This is a genomic window from Anaerocolumna sp. MB42-C2 (assembly GCF_030913705.1).
Taxonomy (GTDB): Bacteria; Bacillota; Clostridia; order Lachnospirales; family Lachnospiraceae; genus Anaerocolumna.
Map to the genome: position 1 here is coordinate 2,557,501 of NZ_CP133190.1, position 23,712 is coordinate 2,581,212.

The following is a 23,712-nucleotide window of genomic DNA, read 5'->3' on the forward strand; positions in this document are numbered from 1 at the left end:
TCCTTAGACCCATTTTAATTAAATCGCTAATCCTCATAAAGCTCATATCCTTTTTTTATTTTTCTTTTAGCTAATAAAATGCCCAAAAAAATACTTACCGCCAAAGTAACTGCAGATATACCAATAACAAAAGGCCAGCTTGACAGGAGCGGATCCTTGCCGGCACCGGCATCACCCTGAACTTCTCCTACTACTTCCCCATCGCTTCCTTCGGCACCGGTTTCACTAACAGCACCTTTCGCCATAGCATCATTTAATAATACCTGTACATTAAATTCATGATCCATGAATATAGTCATAGTTCTCTCCTTTCAGGCCTATTCCACTTCTTCCTGTTTTCTTAACTTTCTTCTATATAATGCTAATCTAACTTTTCGTGTTACCGGTGTAATGATTACTAAAATTCCAATTTGCAAAAGGACAAAAGCCCATGCCGGAAGAATCGGATGTTTCGCCGTATCTACAATCGGCATATCTCCTCCCATATCTCCCCCGTCTTCTGGTACAAATTCTCCCTGTATCGTTCCCTCAAATTCTTTCTTAATACTGACTTCATCCCCGTTACTGTCTTCAAAGGTTACTACCAGCGTTCCTTTTGCCTGACCTTCAATGGAAGGTATTACCTCTAACTCCGCATATTCCTGACTGCCTGCTTGCACATTACCGATGAAGTACATATTTCCCGTACTTAGTTTATAATCTCCCTCCACGGTAGCATGAACATTATTAAGCGTAGATTTACCCATGTTATAAAATTCGAAAGTTAAAGCGGTTGGTTGATTTACTACGGGAGCATCCCAGGAACCTACTGCGATATTATCGACAACAGGTCTTGCATTTTCCACTGCTTGTAGATTAATTGTCTCTTTTGCCGTCTCTCCTATTTCTCCTGTTTGAGGATTAGGTTCCGCGCCTTCGTATTCATATTCCATGGCAATTTCCAACGGATAAGCTTTGGTAGTGGCATCTGCTTTCACTCTTAGTTCCAGTGTATTTTGCACCGTTTCTCCGGCTGGTATTTCATTTATGTAAAATGTATTGCTGCCTTTGGTAACGGAAAACACATTATCAGCCTGTGATACAGTAACCTTAATATTTCTGGCAGCTACACTGGAATGTGTATTTTTGATATCAAAATTAAATTTAAAATTATTACCTGCTCTTAATTCCTCTTTATCAGTTGAAAAATTACTTATTATTAATTTCGGCTTACTTGATCCGATACCGCTGTTTTGAACATCCTGAATAAATAGGGTTGCTGTGTCGGACTGAATTTTACCGTTTGTCACTTTATATTCTAACTTTAAATTCAGGCTGTTTGTTCCCTCCGGTGCATTTTCAGAAACAGTTAAGGGTATTGAAATTCTTTTCTTTTTATGACCATCTAATTTATCAATATACTGATATGGTTCGGAATCCATTGGAGCAAAGCTGGCACCCTCTGCACTCACAATAGAAACTTTAATTTCTTTTATATTGATTTTACTCTTATTTTCAAGATCGAAAGAAACATCCATACGTGCACCTGCATTAGGTTGTGCAGGATTTTGAGATACATTACTTACAACTATATTCGGCTTACCGTCAGCATCTACTCCGTCGGCTGATACTACTTCCAGGTATAATGTTGACGTTGTCGTAAGTTCCACGTCTGCATCATCTTTATAAGTGATGGTTAACGGCACTTCTTTTAAACCCGCTGTTGCATCATGTGATACAATCAAAGGAATTTTCACATCTATTTTATTGTTATATTTCAAGTCCTTTACGGCTATGGTTTTAGAGGTATAACCCGGCAGAAAACTGCTTGTACCTAATCCTCCTACTGAGACTTCGATTTTATCTGCTTTCTTCTCACCAGTATTACGTAAAGTAGCAACCAGATTAAAGCTGTCTCCGGCTTTTAATTCACTGGCATATTTTGTGCTGACTACTTCTATTTTAGGTGACATACTGTCATTTTTAATATTAACATAAATTTCGACCGAATTTTCACCGGCTTCCCCCTCTACATTTTTATATTCCATCTTAACTGTTAACTTTTTAGTACCGGCTGTAGCAGTAGTAGCTATACTTACAGGCAGTTCAACATAACAGCTTGCATTTGCAGCTAAATCCCCATCATCGTCAATACTTTGTTTTAACTTTGAATATTTGGGGACAATTCCTGCTGCGTCATATCCATCAATACTGAAATACGCATTATAAGCTGTAATTTCTCCCTCATTTTTTATCATAAAAGATAATTTTGTATCCTTGCCAATAACTGCATCCTTAAATTCTACATTATCAACCGTCAATTGGGCGGGTTCTTTTTCTTTACTAATTACCAGATAAGCAAGAGGCAGATCCAAGGTAAAAGAGTCAAGGGATCCGTCATCCTGATCCTCAGCGGTAAATTCTACACTTACCTGTAATTTATATCTGTTTATTTTGGCAGATTCTTTTACCTTTATATCAAATTCTATATATGTAGTATCATAATAGGAAATTCCGGCTGGTTTAATACCATCAACTGAATAGGTTATATTTGATACCGTAAATGGCAGATCCTCCGTTTTAACTCTGATTATCGGATCATTAATATAACCATTAACTGCTCTGACAGGTAATTTAACATGTGCGGTTTCTCCCGGTATTCCCTCTATATCATCTACTCTGCCGTCAAAATTAATCGCTGTTGCTTTATCATTATAAGATTCTGCATCTGCGACAATCACATTACCTAATATATTGCTTAAGATTAATGCCAGAGTTAAGATCGCAGTAAAGATTTTTCTTACTCTTTTCATTTTTTCTCCCTCTACTTCCTTAATTTTCTTATTCCCTGTAATTACCTGCTTCGAAGAAACAAGTAATACCTTTATACGCATTTTTATTTATATTCAATAAGCTGCTTGTTGTTATTTTGCAGGTATTTCTATTAATTAACCAGCAGGCGTTTCTCTTTCCTCTTTAACCTCCGACCTATTACCTGTCTCATTCAATTGGATTGATAATAGATCTGCTTGTTTTGAATCAATTTGTGAAGTATCAGCTTGTTCGTTCTCAGATTTTGTAATTTCTGCTTGAACAGTTTCAGATAATGCAGTCTCAGTTTGCGCCTTTTGAGATGGTACCGTATCAAAGCCAAAACCGTTCTCCTTATTATTCTCTTCCGAATTATTACAATCTTTATTAACCTCTTTCGGATTGTGATTCAGTTCAACACTTTGGATTTTACCATCTAAAATATGTATGATCCTGTCAGCAAAATCTGCCAGTCTTCGGTCATGAGTAACCATTACAATGGTCTGGTTATTATCTTTGGCTATACTTTTAATCAGATTCATAACTTCCATAGCCGTTTTTGTATCCAGATTCCCGGTAGGTTCATCAGCAAATACGATCTCCGGTTTTGCTACGAATGCTCTGGCTATCCCGACCCTCTGCTGCTGCCCGCCGCTCATCTCTTTCGGTTTATGCGATAATCTTGTACCCAGTCCAACTTCTATCAGCATATCTCTTGCCATCTTTTTTCGGACTTTAGTTTTGACTCTTTTAAATACCAGCGGAAATTCCACATTTTCCAAAGCCGTCATAGAACTCATAAGGTTGTAAGATTGAAAAACAAAACCTAAATAGCGCTGTCTGAACCTAGCCAGACTGTTTTCATTCATCTTATGAATTTTCTTACCTTTTATAATAATCTGACCACCGGATAATTTCTCTATACCAGCCATCAGGTTAAGAAGTGTTGATTTACCTGAACCCGAAGTTCCTAACAAGCAGCAGAACTCACCTTTTAAAATATCAAAGCTTACATCGTCAACAGCAAATATTTTTTCGCTGCCCATTCGATATACTTTTTTAACATTCTTAACCTCGATTATCTTTTCAATCTGGTCATCCACCCTGGCATCCTCCTCCCTTTTTTCGGATTCTTTTCTCCAGTTTATGTTACTCTAAATTTATTAAATAAAGACTATATTATTTCTTAAATTTTTATGACATTTTGTTAAATTATGTCATGTTTTCATTAATATAATGATAACATCTACTTTGTCATGTTGTTGCTTTCTGCTTCTTTCTTTTCCAACTGGTGATTGATATACCGTACAAATAAAACCTTTATGAGTGCACCTACCGGTACTGCTAAAAGCATACCAAGCAATCCTCCTATAGCACTGCCGAATATCAAGGAAATTATAACTAATACAGGATGAATCTGAATACTCTGGCTAAGAAGCTTAGGCGCAATAATATTACCATCTATGGCCTGAATGATAAATAATGCTATTAATGCAGCTATCAATACCTTATACTGGCCATTAATTATACAAATCAGTGCGGTACTAAAATAAGCTACTATCGGGCCAAGATAAGGAACCAGGTTACCAATGCCTGCTAATATACCAATAATCACTGCGAATTTCACACCGGTGATAGAAAGGGTAATACTAATTAAAACAGCCATTACTAACGCGTCTGTAAGCTGTCCTCTGATGTACCCTGAAAAAACGCTGTCAGCATCAGCCAGAAATCTGGCAATTCTTGTATTCCATTTATCACTTAATAAGGCTTTGCCAACTTTCTTTATATAATCTAAAATCATTTTTCCATCTATCATAAAATAAATAGCAATAATAAATGAAAATAGAAACGTTGTAATATAGGTTGAAATATTACTGATAGAGGTAGCCAGGGACATCCCTGCCGTCTTTAAATAATTTAAGATATAGGTGGCCGCATCCTTAACATATTGTGTTATTTCATTGGATTGTATGTTTAAATCATCCAGTTTAGCCGATATGGAATTATAGAAATCATTAAAGGTATTCAAATAAGAATTAACCAATACTATAATATCATCAAAATTAGCAAGTCTTAACTGATCGGTTACAGTGAAAACCAATATGGATATAATTCCGATAATTACAATAAAAAATAATATGATGGTTATAAGAACAGCCCAGGAACGGGTAGACTTCAATTGTTTGTTTTTAATCTTTATTTTCTTTAATTTTTCTTCAAGGAAATCATTCAACGGATCAAAAAGATATGCAAACACAAAACCAAATAAAATCGGTTTTGCCACCTGCATAAACCAATTTACTCGACTCATGATGTCTTTTATAATAGAGGGAGCACTTTTTGCCACTAAACTCAAACAATAAATAATGATACAGGTTACAATCACATATAAAGATATTAAGGTATATCTCTTATTTAATTTATTATTCCAATTCATTTAATTAACCAAACCTTTCAAATTCTGTAGTTGTAATCGGAAGAAGTACCCAGGTTAACTTCGACCGTTTGCGGTGTGTCAAAACAGGCTCTTACACGAAAATAATCTAGGTAATTACGACACTTCACCTTTGTGTCGCAATTACCCAGTAAGTTAAGACTATCCTATTTCATTTCTTGTTAGCATATTCGATATAAGATTTAATGCAGTCTGCACAACTGTCTATTCCTATAAAATCACTTCGCAGGGATAAATGATAGTTTTCAGCCCTTCCCCATTTTTCTGAGGAATGGTAGTTATAATAATTAGCTCTGCCTTTATCGATTTTTTGGATTCTATCTCCGGCTTTTACTTCCGACAAATTATCCGACTCCATAACTCTCTTAATTCTGAATTTAACGTCTGCCCATATAAATACATTTATAACTCCGGGTAAATCCTTTAATACATAGTCTGCACACCTGCCTACAATAACACAGGGTCCTTTCTGTGCTACCTGCCTTATAACATCTGATTGCGTCAGATAAATCCGGTCATCTAAGGACAAATTAGTAAATCCTAATTCCTGGTTTCCATATGCATTCATTCCCATGGCAATAGAATATAACAAACTATTTGTTGCTTTATTTTCAGCATTTTCAAAAACTGAGGTACAATATCCGCTTTCCTTGGCTGCAAGGTTTATTAATTCATTATCATAAAATGGGATACCAAGTTTATCGGCAAGTTTCTTACCAATTTCTCTTCCGCCGCTTCCGTACTGCCTGCTTATTGTTATCACGTTTTTCATATAACCTACCCGCCTTTCCCTATTGATTCATCATAGAATAAAACGAACAGAAAAAATGCCAAATATAACTATTTTCACTACCATTATAGCATAGTTATTCTATCCTGTGAACTGAATTTTCTAGTTTTAAGAAGTTATTTGTTACAGACCGTTACTGTTCAGGCCAATAAACGCGACGTGTTTTTTATGAGTGTATTGTCACAGAAAACCGGAGAATAGCAGCGTAGGAACGCAGTCTTCGCGTTTTGTGTGCATCGCGAAGCGTGTTATTGTTCGCGGAACTGCTGCTTTTTGCAGGGGAGTGAACAGTAACTACAGATCGTCAGGTTTAATAAAACACTTTAACAAACCGTAAGATAAACTTTTTTGCAGGAGTTGTATTATGATAAACAGAATTTATAAGTTCCCTATAAAATTTTTCTGCTTCCCGGTATTCCTCCTTAGTAATACAATGCCGGTCAAAACCCGCCTTTAATACAATTCCATAAAACTGTACAAATCCACCGGTTTTTATCAATTTCCAATGTTCTTCCACACGTGCTGCTGTCTCCTCATAGGTTAATTCTTCATCCATTTTTATATGGTAAAAGTCTAAGATACGCCTGATTTCTTTATATCTTAGCAATACTCTTTTACTGAAGTCAGCTGCTTTTCTTATCTTTTTTCTATTATTCTGAACCAGAAAAGAGCGAAGTATAAAATACGATAAAATCACACTGAATAAAACAACCGTCCACAGAATAATCCAGCCGGCTTTTTTTAGGTATAACGAAATTAATAACTTTTGATTTTTATCCGTTACCGTTGCACCATTCGCTTTTGTCCCCTCTTTCTCTAATTCAGAGACTGTCGATTCTTCCTGTGAATTCCCGTCATTTTTAGTTTCTTCATTCTGATCGTTTTCTTTTTGACTTAGATCGTTTTCTTTCTTATTATCAGAGATTTCAGATTCCTTGACTGCTTCTGTATCTTTATCGGATTTTGATAGGCTCTCTTCCTCCTTTGAATCTTTCGTATATCCCTCCCCGTTACCGCTGCCGTTAAAACCAGGAGTAACTTCAACAGGTGCCCATCCAAAGCCATCTACATAGACCTCGACCCAGGCATGGGCATTGGCATCCGGGATTTCAATTAACTTCTCAGTTGCCTGATATTCTTTAAGTTTACCTTTCTCAAATTCTTTAACATCCGCTACGTCGCTATCGGTGCCTTTTAATATATCACTGGGTTTTACAATATACCCCTCCACATATCTGGCTGGAATTCCCATGATTCGAAAAATCAAAACAGCAGCAGAAGCATAGTGGGTACAATAGCCTGTTTTATTTTCATATAAGAAATACTCTACGAAGTCCTTATCCTTTGGTAAAATACCTGGGCTCAATGAATATGTCGTCTCCTTATCTAAATTTTCACGAACCATTTCAATAAGTTTATTTAGCGCTTTTCTGCCATATTGTTTCTTATAACCCTCATATTGAATTGCTCCATAATCTTCCCTCAGGTGCTCCAGACCTTTATCCGGGACCTGCGTATAAGTTTTGTAAACAAATTTCCGGTAAGCTTCTTCAAAAGTCCGGTAATCCTTCAATCGATTAAGCGCCAAAGTCTCCGCTTTTCTTTTTTCTTCACTTAAACCATTATTTGAAAAAGAGCTGCTTAATATTGTATAATCACTATTCAGTTCAAACTGATATATATTGTTAAAGCAGTTATAATACTCCAGCGAATATGAGCTCTGTCTCTTCTTTGGTGTTACATATTCCGGGTTATCTGCTTTCATTACGGAATCCGGTGAATAAACGGAATAATAAGGTGCATAGATATAATCCGAGTCCGAACGAATACCATCCACCTCTATATTACTTATGGAATAGCTGAAATCAGTGTAGGATTTCCCATCCAATTGTTGAATCAAGGATAAAAAATAACTGGTTTGGTTACCAATCTTAAAATTACTGTTTTTCCATAAATTTTCTGTTTTTTTGTATTCTTTTAGCTCTGTCTTGCTTAAGCCATCCCAATAATTACCTTTATATTCACTTCCCACATAACCTTTCATGTATAGACCGGACCCCATGGCCGCTGTTTTAATCCTGAGCATAGTCTGGTTATTAAAATTTACTTCTCCTATTCTACCCAATTTGCCGCCGCTCAAACCGCCTGAGGCTGTAATCCCCTCGAACAGGTTAAGCCCGTCTACCTGAATGGAACTTACCTGGCCGATGGCATCTTCCAGATTAAACTCCATCATTTCTTTCTGTATTTTATTTTTGGTATTCGCTATATTAATTTTTTCTTCATAAAAGTCCGGTGTAAACAGAATAGATAAGACTAAAATTATGCTTAATAATAATACAGCTAAAAAACCTCCTATTTTCAATCCTATGATATATCTGAATTTTTGTTCCAGCAGCTGATTTTCCGTTATTTCATTTTCGCTATCATTTAGTGCTTTTTGTTTTTTACGAATATTTTTTATATAATAATGGTGTTTCTCTTTTAATGTGGTTCCTATTCCGATTACGCTAACTGCACAGGCCAGATAGATTCCAAAGGGTACAGGTGCTGGAATGCAGCCTACGGTAAATGCTAAAAAAACGATTGGTAAGGTTACGATTACAAACAAAGGCCGCAGAACATTAAGCAAAATAACGTAACTTAATAGCAGACACAATAAAATTGCAGCAAAAACAAAAAATATAGTTAGTACCATTATAGGGTCGTAATCTTCAACTAAATATTTTAAAACATTAGTGCCTAAATAAGTATTGATTTTACTGATATAAATATTTTCCAAATGCCAGAATCCGTTTTTTATCTCCTTCCAAAATACATAACCTGCGATCAGATAGATCAGCGCAAAGAATAACAGTCCATATTTCATCAGACCGGGTGTTGTAAATACTGTAAAAAAGTATACTGAAGCAAGAAAAACAGCCACAAGTAAACTCATTTTATTTACTTCTATTGAAAGTCCACTGATTAAACTAAGTAGGGTCCCAAATACCCCTGCTATGATAAGCATAAACTGCAGCAGCTTAAGCTGGGTTGATATTTGTATCTTATTGGTCAGCGTAATACGGTTTCTTTTTGTAAACTCAATTCCATTATTATTTTCTATTTTATTCCTGTGAAACAAGGACTTACTCCTTTCTAAGCGATTCCGACAGCCCTGATTGTTGATTCAATATTATTGATATCGATTTCATATAAATCAATATTGAAATCATACAATACCGATTTTAACTTCTCATTTACCGGATATTTATCCAAATCATTGATATAGAGCACAGTAAAAAAAGTATCTTTATGATTCCTAGACCATTCAAAAATATCCTCTTCTCTGAATTCAGAGGTAATATAAATTACATGGGTGTAACTTTTATTAATTCCGTATCGGTTTTGTTCCGTAAGAATTGAGGTATTATTAACCGGAAACTGTAACTTTAAAAGCTGTCCAATTGCTGCTAAACAATCCTCTTCTGTTTGAACGGAAAACTCCCCTTCTTTCCTTTCATTATTTTCAAACCAAAACATCTTAAATCTATGTTGATTGATGATAAGGTTATAGGCAATGGATATGATGCAATCCAGTAAACCATCCAGGATCTGCAGCCTTGTTACATATTTACCTTTGCAATTTAAATCTAAAAACACAGCGATAACCTCTTTCACCGGTTCACTAAATTCCTTTACCATCAGCTGCGACTGCTTTAACGTGAGTTTTTGATGGATGCGGTTTGGTTTATCCCCTTCCCTGTATTCTCTGATACCAAATACTTCAGAAGGGTCATCTCCAGGCCTGTTATCGGAATAGATTCCACTGTCTATGTTAATAAAATGATTTTCTTTTATTATATCAACCGGAATTTCATAAGTTTCAGGCAGAACTGTTACTGGAATTTCCTGCTTACTTTTTCTGGTAAACGACCAGATGTGGAAATAATCATATAAGGTAATGCTTTTCACTTTAAATAATACATTACCACTGTACTTGGAGCTAATTTGGCAGGATACATTCTGAGAACTTTTCTGATCTAAAGTTACCTGTATACTTTCCTTATTGCCCTCTTTAGAGAGTTCATTGTAGTATTCAATTACTATGTTCATACGGGCTATAGGAAAGATTGAAGTATTGTTAAGATTAACAGTCAAATTAAGAAATTCACGTTTTCCTGCGGTTTTCGTAGTACTATCCAGTTTTATTCTTACTTTAAAAGAGCAGTAAACAGCAATTGAAAGCAGAACCATAGGAAACACTACCGCGGTTAGAAAGATGATACCTATAAAATACTCATTATATAATATGGCAAAAAAACCGGCAATAATAAGAAACAAAAGATATCCCAATTTATTTCTGACCATATAATCTCCTATCCTACCCTGGGGGCTTGTACCTGTTGTAAAATGGTATCAATCAGGCGGTCTATTGTTATATCGTTTAACCGTGCTTTCGGTTTTAACAGGATACGATGTGTGGTTACCTCACGAAAAACTGCCTTGACATCATCGGGTATCAGATAATCCCTGTTATGAATAAAAGCATTCGCCTTAGCCATATTTGTTAAAGCGATAGTTCCTCTTGGGCTTAACCCCAATTCTATATAAGGGTTTTTCCTGGTCAGCAGTATTAAATTAACAATATAATCATATATACTGTCATGAATAAATACTTGTTCAACCTTAGCCTGCATCGCAAGAATTTCTTTCTGGTTAATTACTTTATTCAAGTTGGATAAAGGATTAGCCGTCTGCCTGCCTTTTAACATATTTACTTCACTTCGGATATCCGGATATCCCATAGTTAATTTTATCATAAAACGGTCTAATTGCGATTCAGGTAACATCTGGGTTCCGATAGAGCCGATTGGGTTCTGGGTGGCGATTACCGTGAATGGTTTTGGAATCTCTTTTGTTATACCGTCAACGGTTACGGTTCCCTCCTCCATGACTTCTAACAAAGCCGATTGAGATTTTGGTGAAGTACGGTTAATTTCGTCTGCTAAGAATAAATTACACATTACAGGGCCCGGTTTAAACTGGTAGTCACCCTCTTCTTTCGTAAGAAGATGATAACCTACTACATCTGTCGGCAGAACATCCGGAGTAAACTGAAGCCTATTATGTTCTAAATCCATAACACGGGAAAATGCAAGTGCAAGGGTAGTTTTTCCTACCCCTGGAATATCTTCAATTAATATATGGCCTTTTGCCAATATTGCAGTTAAAACTTTGCTTATAATATGATTTTTACCAATTATAACTTTACCTACTTCATTTATAATTTGTTGCGTATTTTCAGAATAAATATCCATAATAATAGTCCCCTTAAACTTTCCTCATTTTATGTCATGATAAATAACTATAGCTTATATTGTAAATAATTGCAAGTTGAAGTCCCAAAAAAGTCTGCATAAAACTCATTGGCATTAATAAGTTTTAAGCAGACTTTTGATATTTTATACACAATTTCCAATTTTAGTTAACGAAAGAAATGAATGGTTCCTTCATCATTTAGCTTTTTAATGATTGTAGCCGTTACCGGAAGAAGGAAGATACCAACTACTCCTAACAGCTGCGCACCCACGAAGATGCAAATTAATGTTACAACCGGATGAAGACCTATCTGCTGTCCGACTATTTTAGGTTCTAAGGTTTGTCTTACTACGGTAATAACAACATATAAAATCAGTATTCCAATACCCATGGTATTATTTCCGAAGATAAAAGAAATAATTGTCCAAGGCAGCAGCACGGCTCCGGTTCCAAGTATGGGAAGTATATCTACAAAAGCAACAAGGGCCGCTACAAGAAAGGGATTCGGTATCTTTAAGATCCAAAATCCTACTGATAATTCCAAAAAAGTTATAATAATTAAAGTGGTATAAGCTCTGATGAATTTGCCCAAGGTACCAATTATATTGTCTTTCACCAGTATAATCATATTCCTCTTTTCACTGGAAAACTGTTTCAGTACAAAACCTGCAATTCTGTGATAATCTATGGTAAAGAAAAAGGTAGATACTATTGTAAAAATGAAATTAATCAATATGGAAGGAACCTGTCCTGCAAAACCGGTTATGGCACCTACTACAGTGGAAGATGCTTTGGTAAGAAAAGAAAAAATAGATTCATTGATACTGTTAAAAATATCTTCCAAATAAATCTCAATATCCGGGAACCGGTTCAGTATATCCCCTGCAGCTTTATTTAGTGCAGGATTAATGGAATCTGCATATATTTTAGGCAGCTGATAAAATATATTCTGAACAAATGAAAACACCCTCGCACTCATCAAGGTCGCTAAAAAAGCTATAAAACTATAAAAAAGCAGAAGAATAAAGATGGAAACAAAAGATCGCTTCAAATGTAATTTACCTGATATAACATCAATAAGAGGACGTAACAGCGCAGCAACAATTAAACCAATGACAAATGGCATCAGTAACGGCAGGAAATATTTAATACTAATATACGCAATTCCTAAGATAACTGAAAAATACGCAAAATGTATAAGAAACGCCTTTTGCTTATTTAAATTCATTCTTCTTCTCCTATTTTATAGATTCCTCAGGCAATTGAGAAACTACAATGCTCCAGTTTCCCAATTGCCTGTTATAGTTCAAAATTCTTATCGAATACCGGTTAAGAATTCCTCGAATTTCTTAATATTGACACGCTTACCCACAACAACGATTTTATCATTCACCTTTAATTCAATATCAGGAGTAATATCTGTAGTAGTTTTTCCACCCTGTTCCAGTGCTATAATATTAAGATTATATTTTTTACGCAGGTTTGCCTGTACGACAGTCTGCTCCGCAAGTTTTGATGTGAGTTTTAATTCAGCTATGGCAATATCACCGGTTAACTCAATGGAGTCCAGGATACTTGAGGAGATTAAACGGTCCGCAAGCCTGATTGCCATATCGCTTTCCGGATAAATTACTTCTGCTCCGATTTTTTCCAATACCATACCCTGCTCATAGCTGATCGCTTTGGCAATTACTCTTGGAACACCCATGCTGATAACATTAAGGGTAGTTAAGATGCTTACATCAATCTTCTCTCCGATACATACGATTACTGTCTGACAATTCTGAATACCCGCGTCTTCCAAAGTTTCTTTATCCAGTGGGCCTACTACGAAAGCATTTTCCGTAATATTCCTGATTTGTTTAATTTTGTTTTCATTATTATCTATAACTAATACTTCTTTTCCGGCATCTGCTAAGGTTTTAGCTAATGCAAATCCAAAACGTCCAAGTCCTATTATACCGAATTCTATGATTGATTTATGCTGTATCATTATAATCCTCCCAAGAGATACCAAAATTACTTTTAATCTTTAATATACTTTTTTAACCAATTGTTAATGTTTCTTCCGAATAGGTGACATTGGGCATCGCTTTAAATGACCATATGGTTGCTATGGTTAACGGTCCCAAACGCCCTATAAACATAGTTAATATCAGAATGAGTTTACTTAAAGAAGATAACTCTGTCGTAATGCCTGTTGATAAACCTACCGTACCAAAAGCGGACACCACTTCAAAAAGCACTTGTATAAATGAATATTCCGGTTCAATAATACTAATCAAGAATGTATCAACGCATATTAAGGAAAGCGCTAAAAACGTTATAATGAACGCTTTTGTAACCACCTCATGCGGTATGCGCCTTTTGAAAGCGCAGCAATGTTTGTTTGTAGCTATACTATATGCACTTCTGAATAAAGTAAACGCTGTCGTAGTCTTAATACCACCGCCTGTTGATCCGGGAGATGCACCAATAAACATTAAGATAATAATAACAAAAAGACCGGCATTTGTAAATGACCCAACTGCATAAGTTGCAAATCCGGCTGTTCTGGCTGAAGTACTGAAGAAAAATGCCCCTAACCAGCTTACGTCTTCGGTTAATTTTATTAATAATGTACCCGTTATTAATAACGCTGCTGTCATAGTTAAAACGATTTTAGTGTGTAGACTGAATTTTTTAAAAGAATGTTTATGAATAATTTCCTTAATAACAAAAAAACCAAGTCCTCCAAATATAATTAACCCACATGTAGTAAGATTCAAGAGAACATTATCCACATAGGGAACTAAACCTTTGAATCCTCCTAAAACATCAAACCCTGCATTATTAAATGAGGATACTGCATGAAACATACTTATTCCAAGCGCTGTCAAAGGCGGGTAATCTTTTGAAAATACAATAAAGCTAAGTATTACACCGACTAACTCAAAACTAAGTGTTATTAACAAAACTGATTTAACCAGTTTAACAATACCTTTTACAGATCCCAGATTTAAGGCTTCTTTTATAACTAATCTGTCTTTAAAAGATACTTTTTTTCTCGCCAGCAGGAAAAAACCTACACCTACTGAAGCAAATCCAAGCCCTCCGACTTGGATTAAAAGTGCTACCACTATTCTTCCCAAAACATTAAAGCTGTCTCTCGTATCAACTGTAGCTAAGCCTGTAACACAGACTGCACTAGTTGACGTAAATAAAGCATCTATAAAAGATACTTTCACTTCATGATTTGATGTAAATGGTAATACTAATAACAATGACCCCAATAGGATTACCGCAGCAAAACCTAATACAATAAACCTGCCTGGACTCATTTTTTTAAATATAGCCACCTAAAATCACCATTCCTTTATGAATTTTTCATTACGATATTTTCAATATCATTTGCGACATCTTCACAGGCATCACAGCATTTTTCCAGTCTACGGAAGATTTCTGTCCATACCATCAGCTCAATTGGATCTTTTGATGTTTTATACAGGTTACGTACACCACTAAGATACAGTGCATCTCCCTCTTCTTCCAGACGGTTGATTTCTACAATCTCAGAATGTAATCTTTTGGATTTTTTAAAATTCTGAAATTCCGCTAAAGCAACATCCATGGATTTGCAGCAGTCTACAATCATTTCCGTAAATTTTAATATTTCCGGGCGTATGGATTGTACATTAAAAATATCAATACCCATTAACACATCTTCAATCGCATCCGTAACATCATCAATTTTTTGTGAAAGACTGGTTATATCTTCTCTCTCAATAGGAGGAAGGAATTCTTTCACTAACCTGTTCAGCATATCATGTTTTGCTATATCTGCGGAATGCTCAATATTATGCATTTCACGAAGCTTCTCTTCCAATTTTTTTATATCAAATTCACGTAACGTTTTGTTTAATATTTCAGCGGATTTTAATGAAAATTTTGATAAATCTACAAATGCCTCAAAATAATTATAATCTTTTTTACCTTTCATATATATACCTTTTCATATCCCAGCTTGCCGGGATACTGCCACATAATCAGCTGAAAGAATCTTAGTGTGGCATTCCTTTCTCTTCTAATATTTTCTTTCAACCAAAATAGTTAAATATAAAATACTTAATATTTAAAAGATTCTCATAAATATGTAAGCCATTAAAAATCCTACCACACCACATCCCGGAAAAGTTAAAACCCAAGCTGCGGCCATTTCCTGTACAACGCTCCAATTTACCGAACTAACTCTCTTGGATGCACCAACACCCATAATCGCTGTTGTTTTCGTATGCGTTGTACTAACCGGCAAACCGAATACCGATGCCATAAAAAGACTTATGGCTGCGGCTAAATCTGCTCCGAATCCCTGGTAAGTATCCATTTTGACCATACCCATGCCTACTGTTTTTATAATACGATAACCTCCGATGGAAGTTCCAAGTGCCATCACTACGGAACACAAAATCATTAACCAGACCGGGATATGAAAATTTGAAACATTACTCTGACCGTTTGCAAGGAATATACCTAACATAAATACACCCATAAATTTCTGACCGTCCTGCGCTCCGTGCATAAATGCCATAAAAGCTCCGCCGGTTATCTGAGCGTATTGAAAAAACGGTCTGGACTTACGCTTGTCCACTCTCTTGAAAAGAATCCCAATTAGGCGAACCACAAAAAAACCGAGCACAAAACCCAATATGGTGGATAAAAACAAACCATATATAACCTTTATCCATTCGTGACCGTTAATACCGGAAAATCCTCCCTGCAGCGCGATTGCCGCACCGGAAACACCGGCAATTAATGCATGGCTTTCACTGGTTGGTATTCCAAAAGCCCAGGCAGCGGTTGCCCATAAAACTATAGCAAACAATGCCGCGCAAAGAGCAATCAGGGAATTCTTGGGATCTCCTCCAAAATCAACCATATTATAAATAGTCTGAGCAACTGTAGCATTCAACAGTGTCATTACAAATACACCTAAAAAATTAAACACTGCTGCCATAACGATTGCCTTTTTGGGTCCCATTGACCTGGTTGATACACAAGTTGCTATCGCATTCGGTGCATCGGTCCATCCGTTTACCAATATTACACCTAAAGTAAGAATTACGGTAATAAGTAAAGGTGGGTTACTTATTATCTGTCCAATAAATTCACTCAAAGAAAATGTCATAATTGTCTCCCTAAGTACTATATTATTTTTTCATAAACAAGTGAATCTTAACATGTATTTTACAAAATTTCAATATTATCTAAATTTCTTAACGTTTTCTTTATTTAGTATTACTAGGTTTTCCTTTCTATATGTAGTATAATAAAAGAAGTTTTATCATTAATTGCAGAATGCTCTAATTCTCCTAATTTATCTTGGAAAGGGACCCAATGGAAAAACATAATTTCAGGAATGACTTTAAAAACGGTTTAAAGACATTTTTAATTCTTTTAACTGCTGTTACTTTGTCATTTCTTCTCATAATAATAACTCATAACCGTCTAAATTCTCTTATCCTTTACTTTTTGACTATCATTTTGATTGCCAAGGTAACAGACGGGTATTTCTGGGGTATATTATCTTCCGTCCTGGGCGGTGCGGCTGTCAATTATTATTTTAATTATCCGTCTTTTTTGCAATTTAACCGTTATGGCTATCCCCTTACCCTGACAGGCCTGTTATCCATATCTGTCATAATCAGTACTACCATCTCTCATTTAAAGGATTTCACAAAACGGGCGGAGGAGCGGGAAGCAAAATCAAACCGGCTAAATGAAATCAATAACAGGCTGTTTTCCACTAATGATCTCACCGGTATTATTGAAGTGGCTCTGGAATACATCGGTGAATTTACGGGAACCACGGTTGTTTATTATGAAGAATCTCCCCAGTTAGGCAGCAAATGTTATATGAGTAGTTTAAAACCGGAACATGAAAAAATTATTCATTCCCACCATGAAGAGTTTATCGCCAACTGGGTATTCCAAAACAAAAGCCCGGCCGGAATCGGCACTGATTTTCCCGGAGTTTCCAGCTGTACGTATCTCCCCCTGCTTTCTCACAATACCATTTGGGGGGTTATGGGTATTTTTCGGACTGGCCAGGAAAAGTTTAAGCAAATTAATATTTCTTCACTTAATTTAATTATTAAACAGGTCGCCCTTGCTATAGAAAGGCAGCATCTGTCAGACAACCAGCAATTAATACAGATAGAAAACGAAAAGGAAAAAACAAGAGCTAATCTTTTAAGGGCCGTATCCCACGATCTTAGAACTCCGTTAACCGGTATGATCGGTGCCAGTGAAACTATACTGAATAATAAAAATATTTTAAGTGAAAAGGAGCAGATTAAATTAATCGAATACATTTATGAGGATTCCAACTGGCTTCTCCATATGGTAGAAAATCTGTTATCCGTTACTCGAATACGGGAGGGTAATTCTTCTGTTAATAAAGTACCCGAACCACTTGAGGAAGTCATAACCGAGGCAATTATGAGGACCCGCAAGCGGTTTCCATATGCCAATATTAAAGTGAATATACCGGATGACTTTATTATGGTACCTATGGATGCAACTCTGATCGAGCAGGTTATTATCAACTTATTGGAGAACGCAATTAAATACTCCGGTAACAATAAGCCGGTCATTTTACTGGTTGAAAAGGATGATTCCGATATTACTTTTCATATTAAGGATGAGGGTAAGGGTATTTCCGTATCCAAAATAGATTCTATATTTGACGGCTGTTCCCAGACAGAAAATTTAAGCAGCGATTCCGCTAAAGGACTTGGAATTGGTTTATCTATCTGTAAAACAATCATCAATGCACATGGGGGTACTATTACCGCGAAAAACAATGATGGGCAAGGTGCCGTCTTTACTTTCACCCTGCCTTTGGAAGGGAGTTTAATCAAATGAATCGGAAAGCTATGATTCTGGTTGTGGAAGATGAACCTAACATATGCAATTTTATTGCAACCACACTGTCGGCTAATGAATATAAAGTAATTGAATGCAGCACCGGGAAAGAAGCTGTTTCCCTGATCCCTTCCCACTGCCCGGATGTGGTTCTGCTGGATCTTGGTCTTCCGGATATGGATGGCCTTACCGTATTAAAAGAAGTAAGAGAATGGTCCGATACACCGGTTATTATAGTATCTGCCAGAGGTGATGAAAAATCCAAAGTACAGGCTCTGGATCTGGGTGCCGATGATTATATTACCAAACCTTTTGGTACTTCAGAATTATTGGCCAGAATCCGTACTGCCATCCGCCATAATACTAAGACCGGATCCGGCGGTAAATCATCACAAGATGCTTTTAAAGCAAAAGGTTTAATCATAGATTTTAATAAATATCTTGTAACCGTAAACGGTGAAGAGGTTCATTTAACTCAGATAGAATATAAACTTGTATCCCTGTTGGCCCGTAATGCCGGAAAAGTTCTTACTTATGATTTTATTATATCTAAAATATGGGGTCCTTTTGCTTTAAAAGACAATCAAATCTTAAGAGTTAATATGGCTAATATCCGACGAAAATTAGAGAAAAATCCGGTGGATCCGGAATATATATTCACTGAAATCGGTGTAGGATACCGAATGATTGAAGATGATTAAAATTTGATTAAGATAATTGATTCCTATATTCGTTATGCTATAATACAATGGTAAATAAAGGAATAAAATATCAGGAGGACAATAACATGGTTATAAAATTAGTAAAGGCCGGCCTCTCCATTGTTTTAGCATTAACGATTACATTAGTACCAAATACTTATGTATCAGCAAAAGCAATGAATCACTTGCCTCAAAGCCAAAGTGATATAACTTTGACTTCCTTTCCACAAGCAGAGAAAACAGCTCTGAGTCAGGATACAACTGATCCTGCTCCGAGTGATACCAGTACCCCAGTAAAAAAACTGGCAAAAGATAAAGCTGCTACTTTGACTACTCTGTATGGGGCAACCAGTGTTCAATATGCCTTGCTGGAAGACGGCAATATTACAGTATCAGGTTTTTCCGGAGTCTATAGTAAAGATACCAGTACACCTCTGACGGATACTAACATGTATGGTATTGGCTCCATCAGTAAAATGTTCACAACCGTTGCAGTAATGCAATTAGCAGAGGAGGGTAAGGTTGATCTGGACACCCCGGTTATAGAATACATACCCGAATTTACCATGTCGGACCCCCGCTATAAGGATATTACCGTAAGAATGTTGATAAATCATTCTTCAGGATTAATGGGAAGTACCCTTGGAAATGCCGTATTATTCAATGACAAGGATAATACAGCTTATAAAAATTTGTTAAATACATTGAAAACTTCAAGATTAAAAGCTGATCCCGGTGAATTTTCCGTATATTGCAACGATGGTTTCACAATGGCAGAACTTTTAGTGGAAAAAGTATCAGGAGAAAGCTTTACGGATTATATGAAAGAACATATTTCTGCTCCCCTTAATCTATATAATACGAAAACACCTCAGGATAACTTCGAGCAGGAACGGCTGGTAAAAACATATATCCCAGGTTCAAGTACGACTTTACCAACAGAAACCCTGAATATGATCGGAGCAGGCGGAATATACTCCTCTGCCAGTAATTTATGCCAATTTGCCAGGATCTTTATGAATGATTCCAACTCTTTTGTACTTAATAATTCTTCTGCAAAATCCATGGAGAATAAAGAATATCTAAACGGCTTGTGGTCTGAAGATAAATCTTCCACAATTAACTACGGTCTTGGCTGGGACAGTGTAATTACCTATCCTTTTGATAAATATAATATAAAAGCCTTATCAAAAGGCGGCGACACATTATTTTATCATGGTAATCTGACCGTGCTGCCGGAAAAAAACATGGCAGTTGCCGTATTATCTTCCGGTGGATCCAGTATGTATGATCAGGTAATGGCTCAGGAAATCCTTTTAGCTGCTTTAAAAGCAAAAGGTGATATTGATGGAATCCTCCCTGATGTAACTTATGCAAAACCGGTGAAATCAGAGATGCCGGAAAATCTGAAGCAATATGCCGGGATATATGGGAGTTACGGCGGTACTTATAAGATAGCAATCAGTGATGACGGTACCTTAACTTTTAGCAACCTCACAACACCTGCTGCCCCTGCACAGAAGTTTATTTACACCGGTGATGGAAGATTCTATTTCAGCGACGGCAGTACTTATGTCAGTTTTGAAAATGGAAAGAATGGCATCATTTATCTGAATGTCTCCGGATATGTGGCACTGCCAGGTTTAGGCCAGACCGTTACCGACGGCTACCAGGCACAGAAACTTACGGACAATCCAATCTCACAGGAGCTAAAAGCTGTCTGGGAAAAAAGAAATGGGAAATACTACTTCCTGGTTAACGAAAAATACGATTCCGAATATTACACCGCTGGTTCCCTGTATAGCAAGATCAGCCTGTTAAATGAGCTGGAGGGTTATTGCCTATATGCTAAAATTATAGACCAAAATACTGCGAGAGCAGTTTTAGAAATACCGGGTGTTTTCGGCAGAGATTTAAGCGATTTTGTCTTTTACCAGGATAATGGTTGTGAATACCTGAAAGCAGAAAGCAGCGTATTAATTTCGGAAGATGAGATTAAAACAATGCCGGCTTCTGCATTTAAGGTGGGTATCACCAGCAACGGATATGCTAAATGGTATAAAATCGGTAAGAAATCCGCTAATAAAAAGCTTAAAATTGCACTACCCCAAAACGCTTCTTTCTGTGTATATGATTCTAATAATTCCTGTATTATGGATTCCTATATTACTAAAAAGGATACTGTAACTTTACCTAAAAACGGATATATTGTATTTGCGGGAGATGTTAATTCCAAATTCCATATTAACTATATAAAATAATTAGATCACAAAACCAATTTTATATCAATTTGCACATCTGTAACTCTACAATGCGTGATTCGAGCGAGCATCTGTTATGAACGAGAAAACAGCCACGATTCCAATTTAATAAGGAATCATGGCTGTTTTATTTATTATCTAAATATCTTAATTCTGGTATCAAGATCAGAGAATTCTTTCTCGCCAGGTTCTCCTAGCGGTTTACCAAACGGCATCTGGGCTACAAGTTTCCAATTCTTTGGTATGTTCCATTCCTTTTGCACCGCCTGGTCAATCAACGGATTATAATGCTGCAGAGAGGCACCAAGGCCTTCTGCTTCCAGAGCTGCCCAGATGACAAATTGGTGCATTGCACTGGTATGCTCGGACCACACAGGGAAATTATCTTTATATAATGGAAAATTATCCATCAAACCTTTTACAACATTCTGATCTTCAAAGAAAAGAATGGTACCATATCCCGAAGCTAAACCATTATTTACTTTTGCTTTCGTATCTTCAAATTGCTCTTCTGAAGTTAACTTCTTTAGCTCATCAAGGGTAAAATCCCATAACTTCCTGTTATTTTCATTAAATAATACAACGATTCTTGTACTCTGAGAATTAAACGCTGACGGTGTATATTTAACAGCATCTTTTACTATCTGCTCGATACGGTCTTCACTTACAATTTTTTCATTACTAAAACCATAGATACTTCTTCTTCCTTTAACAGTTTCCCAAAAAGATTTTGACATAATGATTACCTCCTTTTAAATTCATCCTATCTGATGATCTGACTATATATTATATCATCTTCTTCAGCAAATATAACCTGAAAGAAAATAGGTTACTTACAAATATCTGTTTCGATTGTGTACAATTAATATTGTTTATTAGATAATATCATGTCTTTTTATTTTATTCAAGTACTAAAAAATTAAATACATACTATTGATTTAAATATTTAGTATATTAAGTATACTGTAAAACACAAATTACCTATAATCATATATTAACACTCCCTTTCTTTTAATTAATAAACATAAAAGCGAAAATACTCCTAAATATAATATGAAAGCCATTATTTCTTATATGAGTAAAATTGAGCCTTATGTGTGAATAGTCATAAATCAAATATAAAAGAATACTATTAAGAGATAAATAAAAAATTTTTTATATTTTTTTTTAATTAGGTATTGCATTTTATAAATTTTGGATATATAATAACAATAACAGTAATTATTACTATTATTGAGGAGGTAAATTAAAATGCCAGCTTTTGGAAACCCATTTCAGGGTAATGTTGAAAGAAAAATGTCAAAAGAAGAACTGATACAAGCTATTCGTCTTGATATTGCAGGAGAATTGGAAGCAATCTATCTATATGATGCGCATGTTCAGGCAACGGACGAAGATATTGCAAAAAAAGTAATAGCCGATATCAGAGATGAAGAAAAAGCCCATGTAGGCGAACTAATGACTCTGCTTAAGATCCTAGATCCTACTGAAGCAGAGATGTTTGTATCCGGGGAAGCTGAAGTAAAAGAGATGTTAGAAGATTTAGGTATCACCAGTCAGGATTCTGTACAGGCAGCTTCATCCTCAAATCTTCATACAGTTGGAAGTTTAATAAAGTAAAAAAAGTCCAGGAGGTGTATTTTATATGAGCTATTTATCAAGAGAAAACTCAAACTTACCGGATGAATTGTGGAATCAAATTGATTCCAATGTTGTAGATACCGCTCGTAATGTTTTAATAAACAGGAGATTTTTACATATCTTCGGTCCACTTGGAATCGGTACGGAAAGTATCCACATCGATGACTCAGATAATTTAGATGAAGTCAGTGAAGATGGATTTATTACCACCAAAGGGAGAAAATACGTTGAAATACCTACCCTATATGAGGATTTCACTCTTCTGTCAAAGGATTTGGAAAACAGTCGGAAATTAGGATATCCTGTAGATTTATCAAAAGCAGCATTTGCTGCGGAAGTTTGTTCCAAAAAAGAAGACCGTTTTATCTTTTTTGGCAATGAATCTTACGGATACGAGGGTTTATTTACAGCTTCCGGTATTAACAAACTAAAGAAAAACGATTGGTCTGCGGGAGAAAATGCATTTTCTGATATAGCAGCGGCATTGGAACTATTTTCTGTAAAAGGTGTCTATGGAACTTATGCTTTAATACTAAGCCCCGATCTTTATATGCAGCTGCAGCGAATTCAACCTGGGACCGGTTTATTGGAAATTGAACGTATTAATAAATTATTAGACGGCAATGTATTTTTCTCATCGGTATTAGGCAGCAATAAAGCCGTTATTGTTTGCCCCGAGGCCAGAAATATGGATCTTGTTATTGGTCAGGATTTAACTTGTGCTTATCTGGAGCAAAAGGATTTAAACCACAGTTTCCGTGTTATGGAAAGTATTCTGTTAAGGATTAAACGTAAACAGGCAATCATTGCTTTTGAATAATAGAAAATTATTATTATACAATAATTAATAATTATGATAAAATTATA

20 protein-coding genes (1 of these 20 only partly in view) are annotated in these 23,712 nt (G+C 35.9%); 5 read left to right on the plus strand and 15 right to left on the minus strand.

From position 1 onward, the window contains the following. The 14 genes from RBU59_RS11205 to RBU59_RS11270 form a co-directional block, all read right to left on the minus strand. Positions 1-37 carry the 5' end (the start) of an ABC transporter permease gene (locus RBU59_RS11205; protein ID WP_308147952.1) on the minus strand. The gene continues 1,295 nt to the left of window position 1, outside the view, so only the first 37 of its 1,332 coding nucleotides appear in the window; it begins with the start codon at positions 35-37; the stop codon falls past the left edge of the window. Further along, entirely contained in the window at positions 27-299 is a 273-nt protein-coding gene (locus RBU59_RS11210; RefSeq protein WP_308147953.1) for a hypothetical protein, read from the minus strand. The genes RBU59_RS11205 and RBU59_RS11210 overlap by 11 nt, the downstream gene beginning before the upstream one ends. Before the next feature lie 18 nt (positions 300-317). Beyond that, on the minus strand, positions 318-2,792 hold the full coding sequence (locus RBU59_RS11215) for a COG1361 S-layer family protein (protein WP_308147954.1): 2,475 nt from the start codon (positions 2,790-2,792) through the stop codon (positions 318-320). Between the two features lie 135 nt (positions 2,793-2,927). Next, positions 2,928-3,893, minus strand: coding sequence for an ABC transporter ATP-binding protein (locus RBU59_RS28775; RefSeq protein ID WP_330698528.1), 966 nt, complete (start codon positions 3,891-3,893; stop codon positions 2,928-2,930). Positions 3,894-4,036: 143 nt separating this feature from the next. Beyond that, entirely contained in the window at positions 4,037-5,230 is a 1,194-nt protein-coding gene (locus RBU59_RS11225) for an AI-2E family transporter (protein WP_308147955.1), read from the minus strand. 169 nt (positions 5,231-5,399) lie between these two features. Beyond that, positions 5,400-6,020 carry a cytidylate kinase-like family protein gene (locus tag RBU59_RS11230; protein ID WP_308147956.1) on the minus strand — a complete coding sequence of 207 codons (621 nt, stop codon included), beginning with the start codon at positions 6,018-6,020 and terminating at the stop codon, positions 5,400-5,402. Between the two features lie 328 nt (positions 6,021-6,348). Further along, positions 6,349-9,162: a transglutaminase domain-containing protein gene (locus RBU59_RS11235; RefSeq protein WP_308147957.1), complete on the minus strand. Its 2,814-nt coding sequence runs from the start codon at positions 9,160-9,162 to the stop codon at positions 6,349-6,351. Between the two features lie 14 nt (positions 9,163-9,176). Then, on the minus strand, positions 9,177-10,388 hold the full coding sequence (locus tag RBU59_RS11240) for a DUF58 domain-containing protein (RefSeq protein WP_308147958.1): 1,212 nt from the start codon (positions 10,386-10,388) through the stop codon (positions 9,177-9,179). Between the two features lie 8 nt (positions 10,389-10,396). Next, positions 10,397-11,338, minus strand: coding sequence for an AAA family ATPase (locus tag RBU59_RS11245; RefSeq protein ID WP_308147959.1), 942 nt, complete (start codon positions 11,336-11,338; stop codon positions 10,397-10,399). 167 nt (positions 11,339-11,505) lie between these two features. Beyond that, complete coding sequence (ytvI, locus tag RBU59_RS11250) at positions 11,506-12,567, minus strand: sporulation integral membrane protein YtvI (RefSeq protein ID WP_308147960.1); 1,062 nt, start codon at positions 12,565-12,567, stop codon at positions 11,506-11,508. Between the two features lie 87 nt (positions 12,568-12,654). Beyond that, positions 12,655-13,332, minus strand: coding sequence for a potassium channel family protein (locus tag RBU59_RS11255; protein ID WP_308147961.1), 678 nt, complete (start codon positions 13,330-13,332; stop codon positions 12,655-12,657). A gap of 52 nt (positions 13,333-13,384) precedes the next feature. Further along, on the minus strand, positions 13,385-14,677 hold the full coding sequence (locus RBU59_RS11260) for a TrkH family potassium uptake protein (RefSeq protein ID WP_308147962.1): 1,293 nt from the start codon (positions 14,675-14,677) through the stop codon (positions 13,385-13,387). Between the two features lie 17 nt (positions 14,678-14,694). Further along, positions 14,695-15,318 (minus strand): DUF47 domain-containing protein, encoded by a 624-nt coding sequence (locus RBU59_RS11265; RefSeq protein WP_308147963.1) that lies wholly within the window; start codon positions 15,316-15,318, stop codon positions 14,695-14,697. Positions 15,319-15,450: 132 nt separating this feature from the next. Further along, a complete protein-coding gene (locus tag RBU59_RS11270; protein ID WP_308147964.1) occupies positions 15,451-16,503 on the minus strand; it encodes an inorganic phosphate transporter in 1,053 nt (350 codons plus the stop codon). A 209-nt stretch (positions 16,504-16,712) separates the two neighbouring features. Between RBU59_RS11270 and RBU59_RS11275 the strand changes: the two genes are divergently transcribed. The 3 genes from RBU59_RS11275 (at position 16,713) to RBU59_RS11285 (ending at position 21,204) form a co-directional block, all read left to right on the plus strand. Beyond that, the gene (locus RBU59_RS11275) at positions 16,713-18,242 is read left to right on the plus strand and encodes an ATP-binding protein (RefSeq protein ID WP_308147965.1); all 1,530 of its coding nucleotides are present in this window, start codon (positions 16,713-16,715) and stop codon (positions 18,240-18,242) included. After that, positions 18,239-18,943 (plus strand): response regulator transcription factor, encoded by a 705-nt coding sequence (locus RBU59_RS11280; RefSeq protein ID WP_308147966.1) that lies wholly within the window; start codon positions 18,239-18,241, stop codon positions 18,941-18,943. The genes RBU59_RS11275 and RBU59_RS11280 overlap by 4 nt, the downstream gene beginning before the upstream one ends. A gap of 86 nt (positions 18,944-19,029) precedes the next feature. Beyond that, positions 19,030-21,204, plus strand: coding sequence for a serine hydrolase domain-containing protein (locus RBU59_RS11285; protein WP_308147967.1), 2,175 nt, complete (start codon positions 19,030-19,032; stop codon positions 21,202-21,204). Between the two features lie 134 nt (positions 21,205-21,338). On the opposite strand, the gene RBU59_RS11290 is transcribed toward RBU59_RS11285, so the two are convergent. Beyond that, positions 21,339-21,941, minus strand: a complete 603-nt coding sequence (locus RBU59_RS11290; RefSeq protein WP_308147968.1) for a nitroreductase family protein — start codon at positions 21,939-21,941, stop codon at positions 21,339-21,341. Positions 21,942-22,455: 514 nt separating this feature from the next. Between RBU59_RS11290 and RBU59_RS11295 the strand changes: the two genes are divergently transcribed. Continuing rightward, a complete protein-coding gene (locus tag RBU59_RS11295; protein WP_308147969.1) occupies positions 22,456-22,824 on the plus strand; it encodes a demethoxyubiquinone hydroxylase family protein in 369 nt (122 codons plus the stop codon). Between the two features lie 25 nt (positions 22,825-22,849). Further along, positions 22,850-23,665: a family 1 encapsulin nanocompartment shell protein gene (locus RBU59_RS11300; protein WP_308147970.1), complete on the plus strand. Its 816-nt coding sequence runs from the start codon at positions 22,850-22,852 to the stop codon at positions 23,663-23,665. Positions 23,666-23,712: the final 47 nt, after the last annotated feature.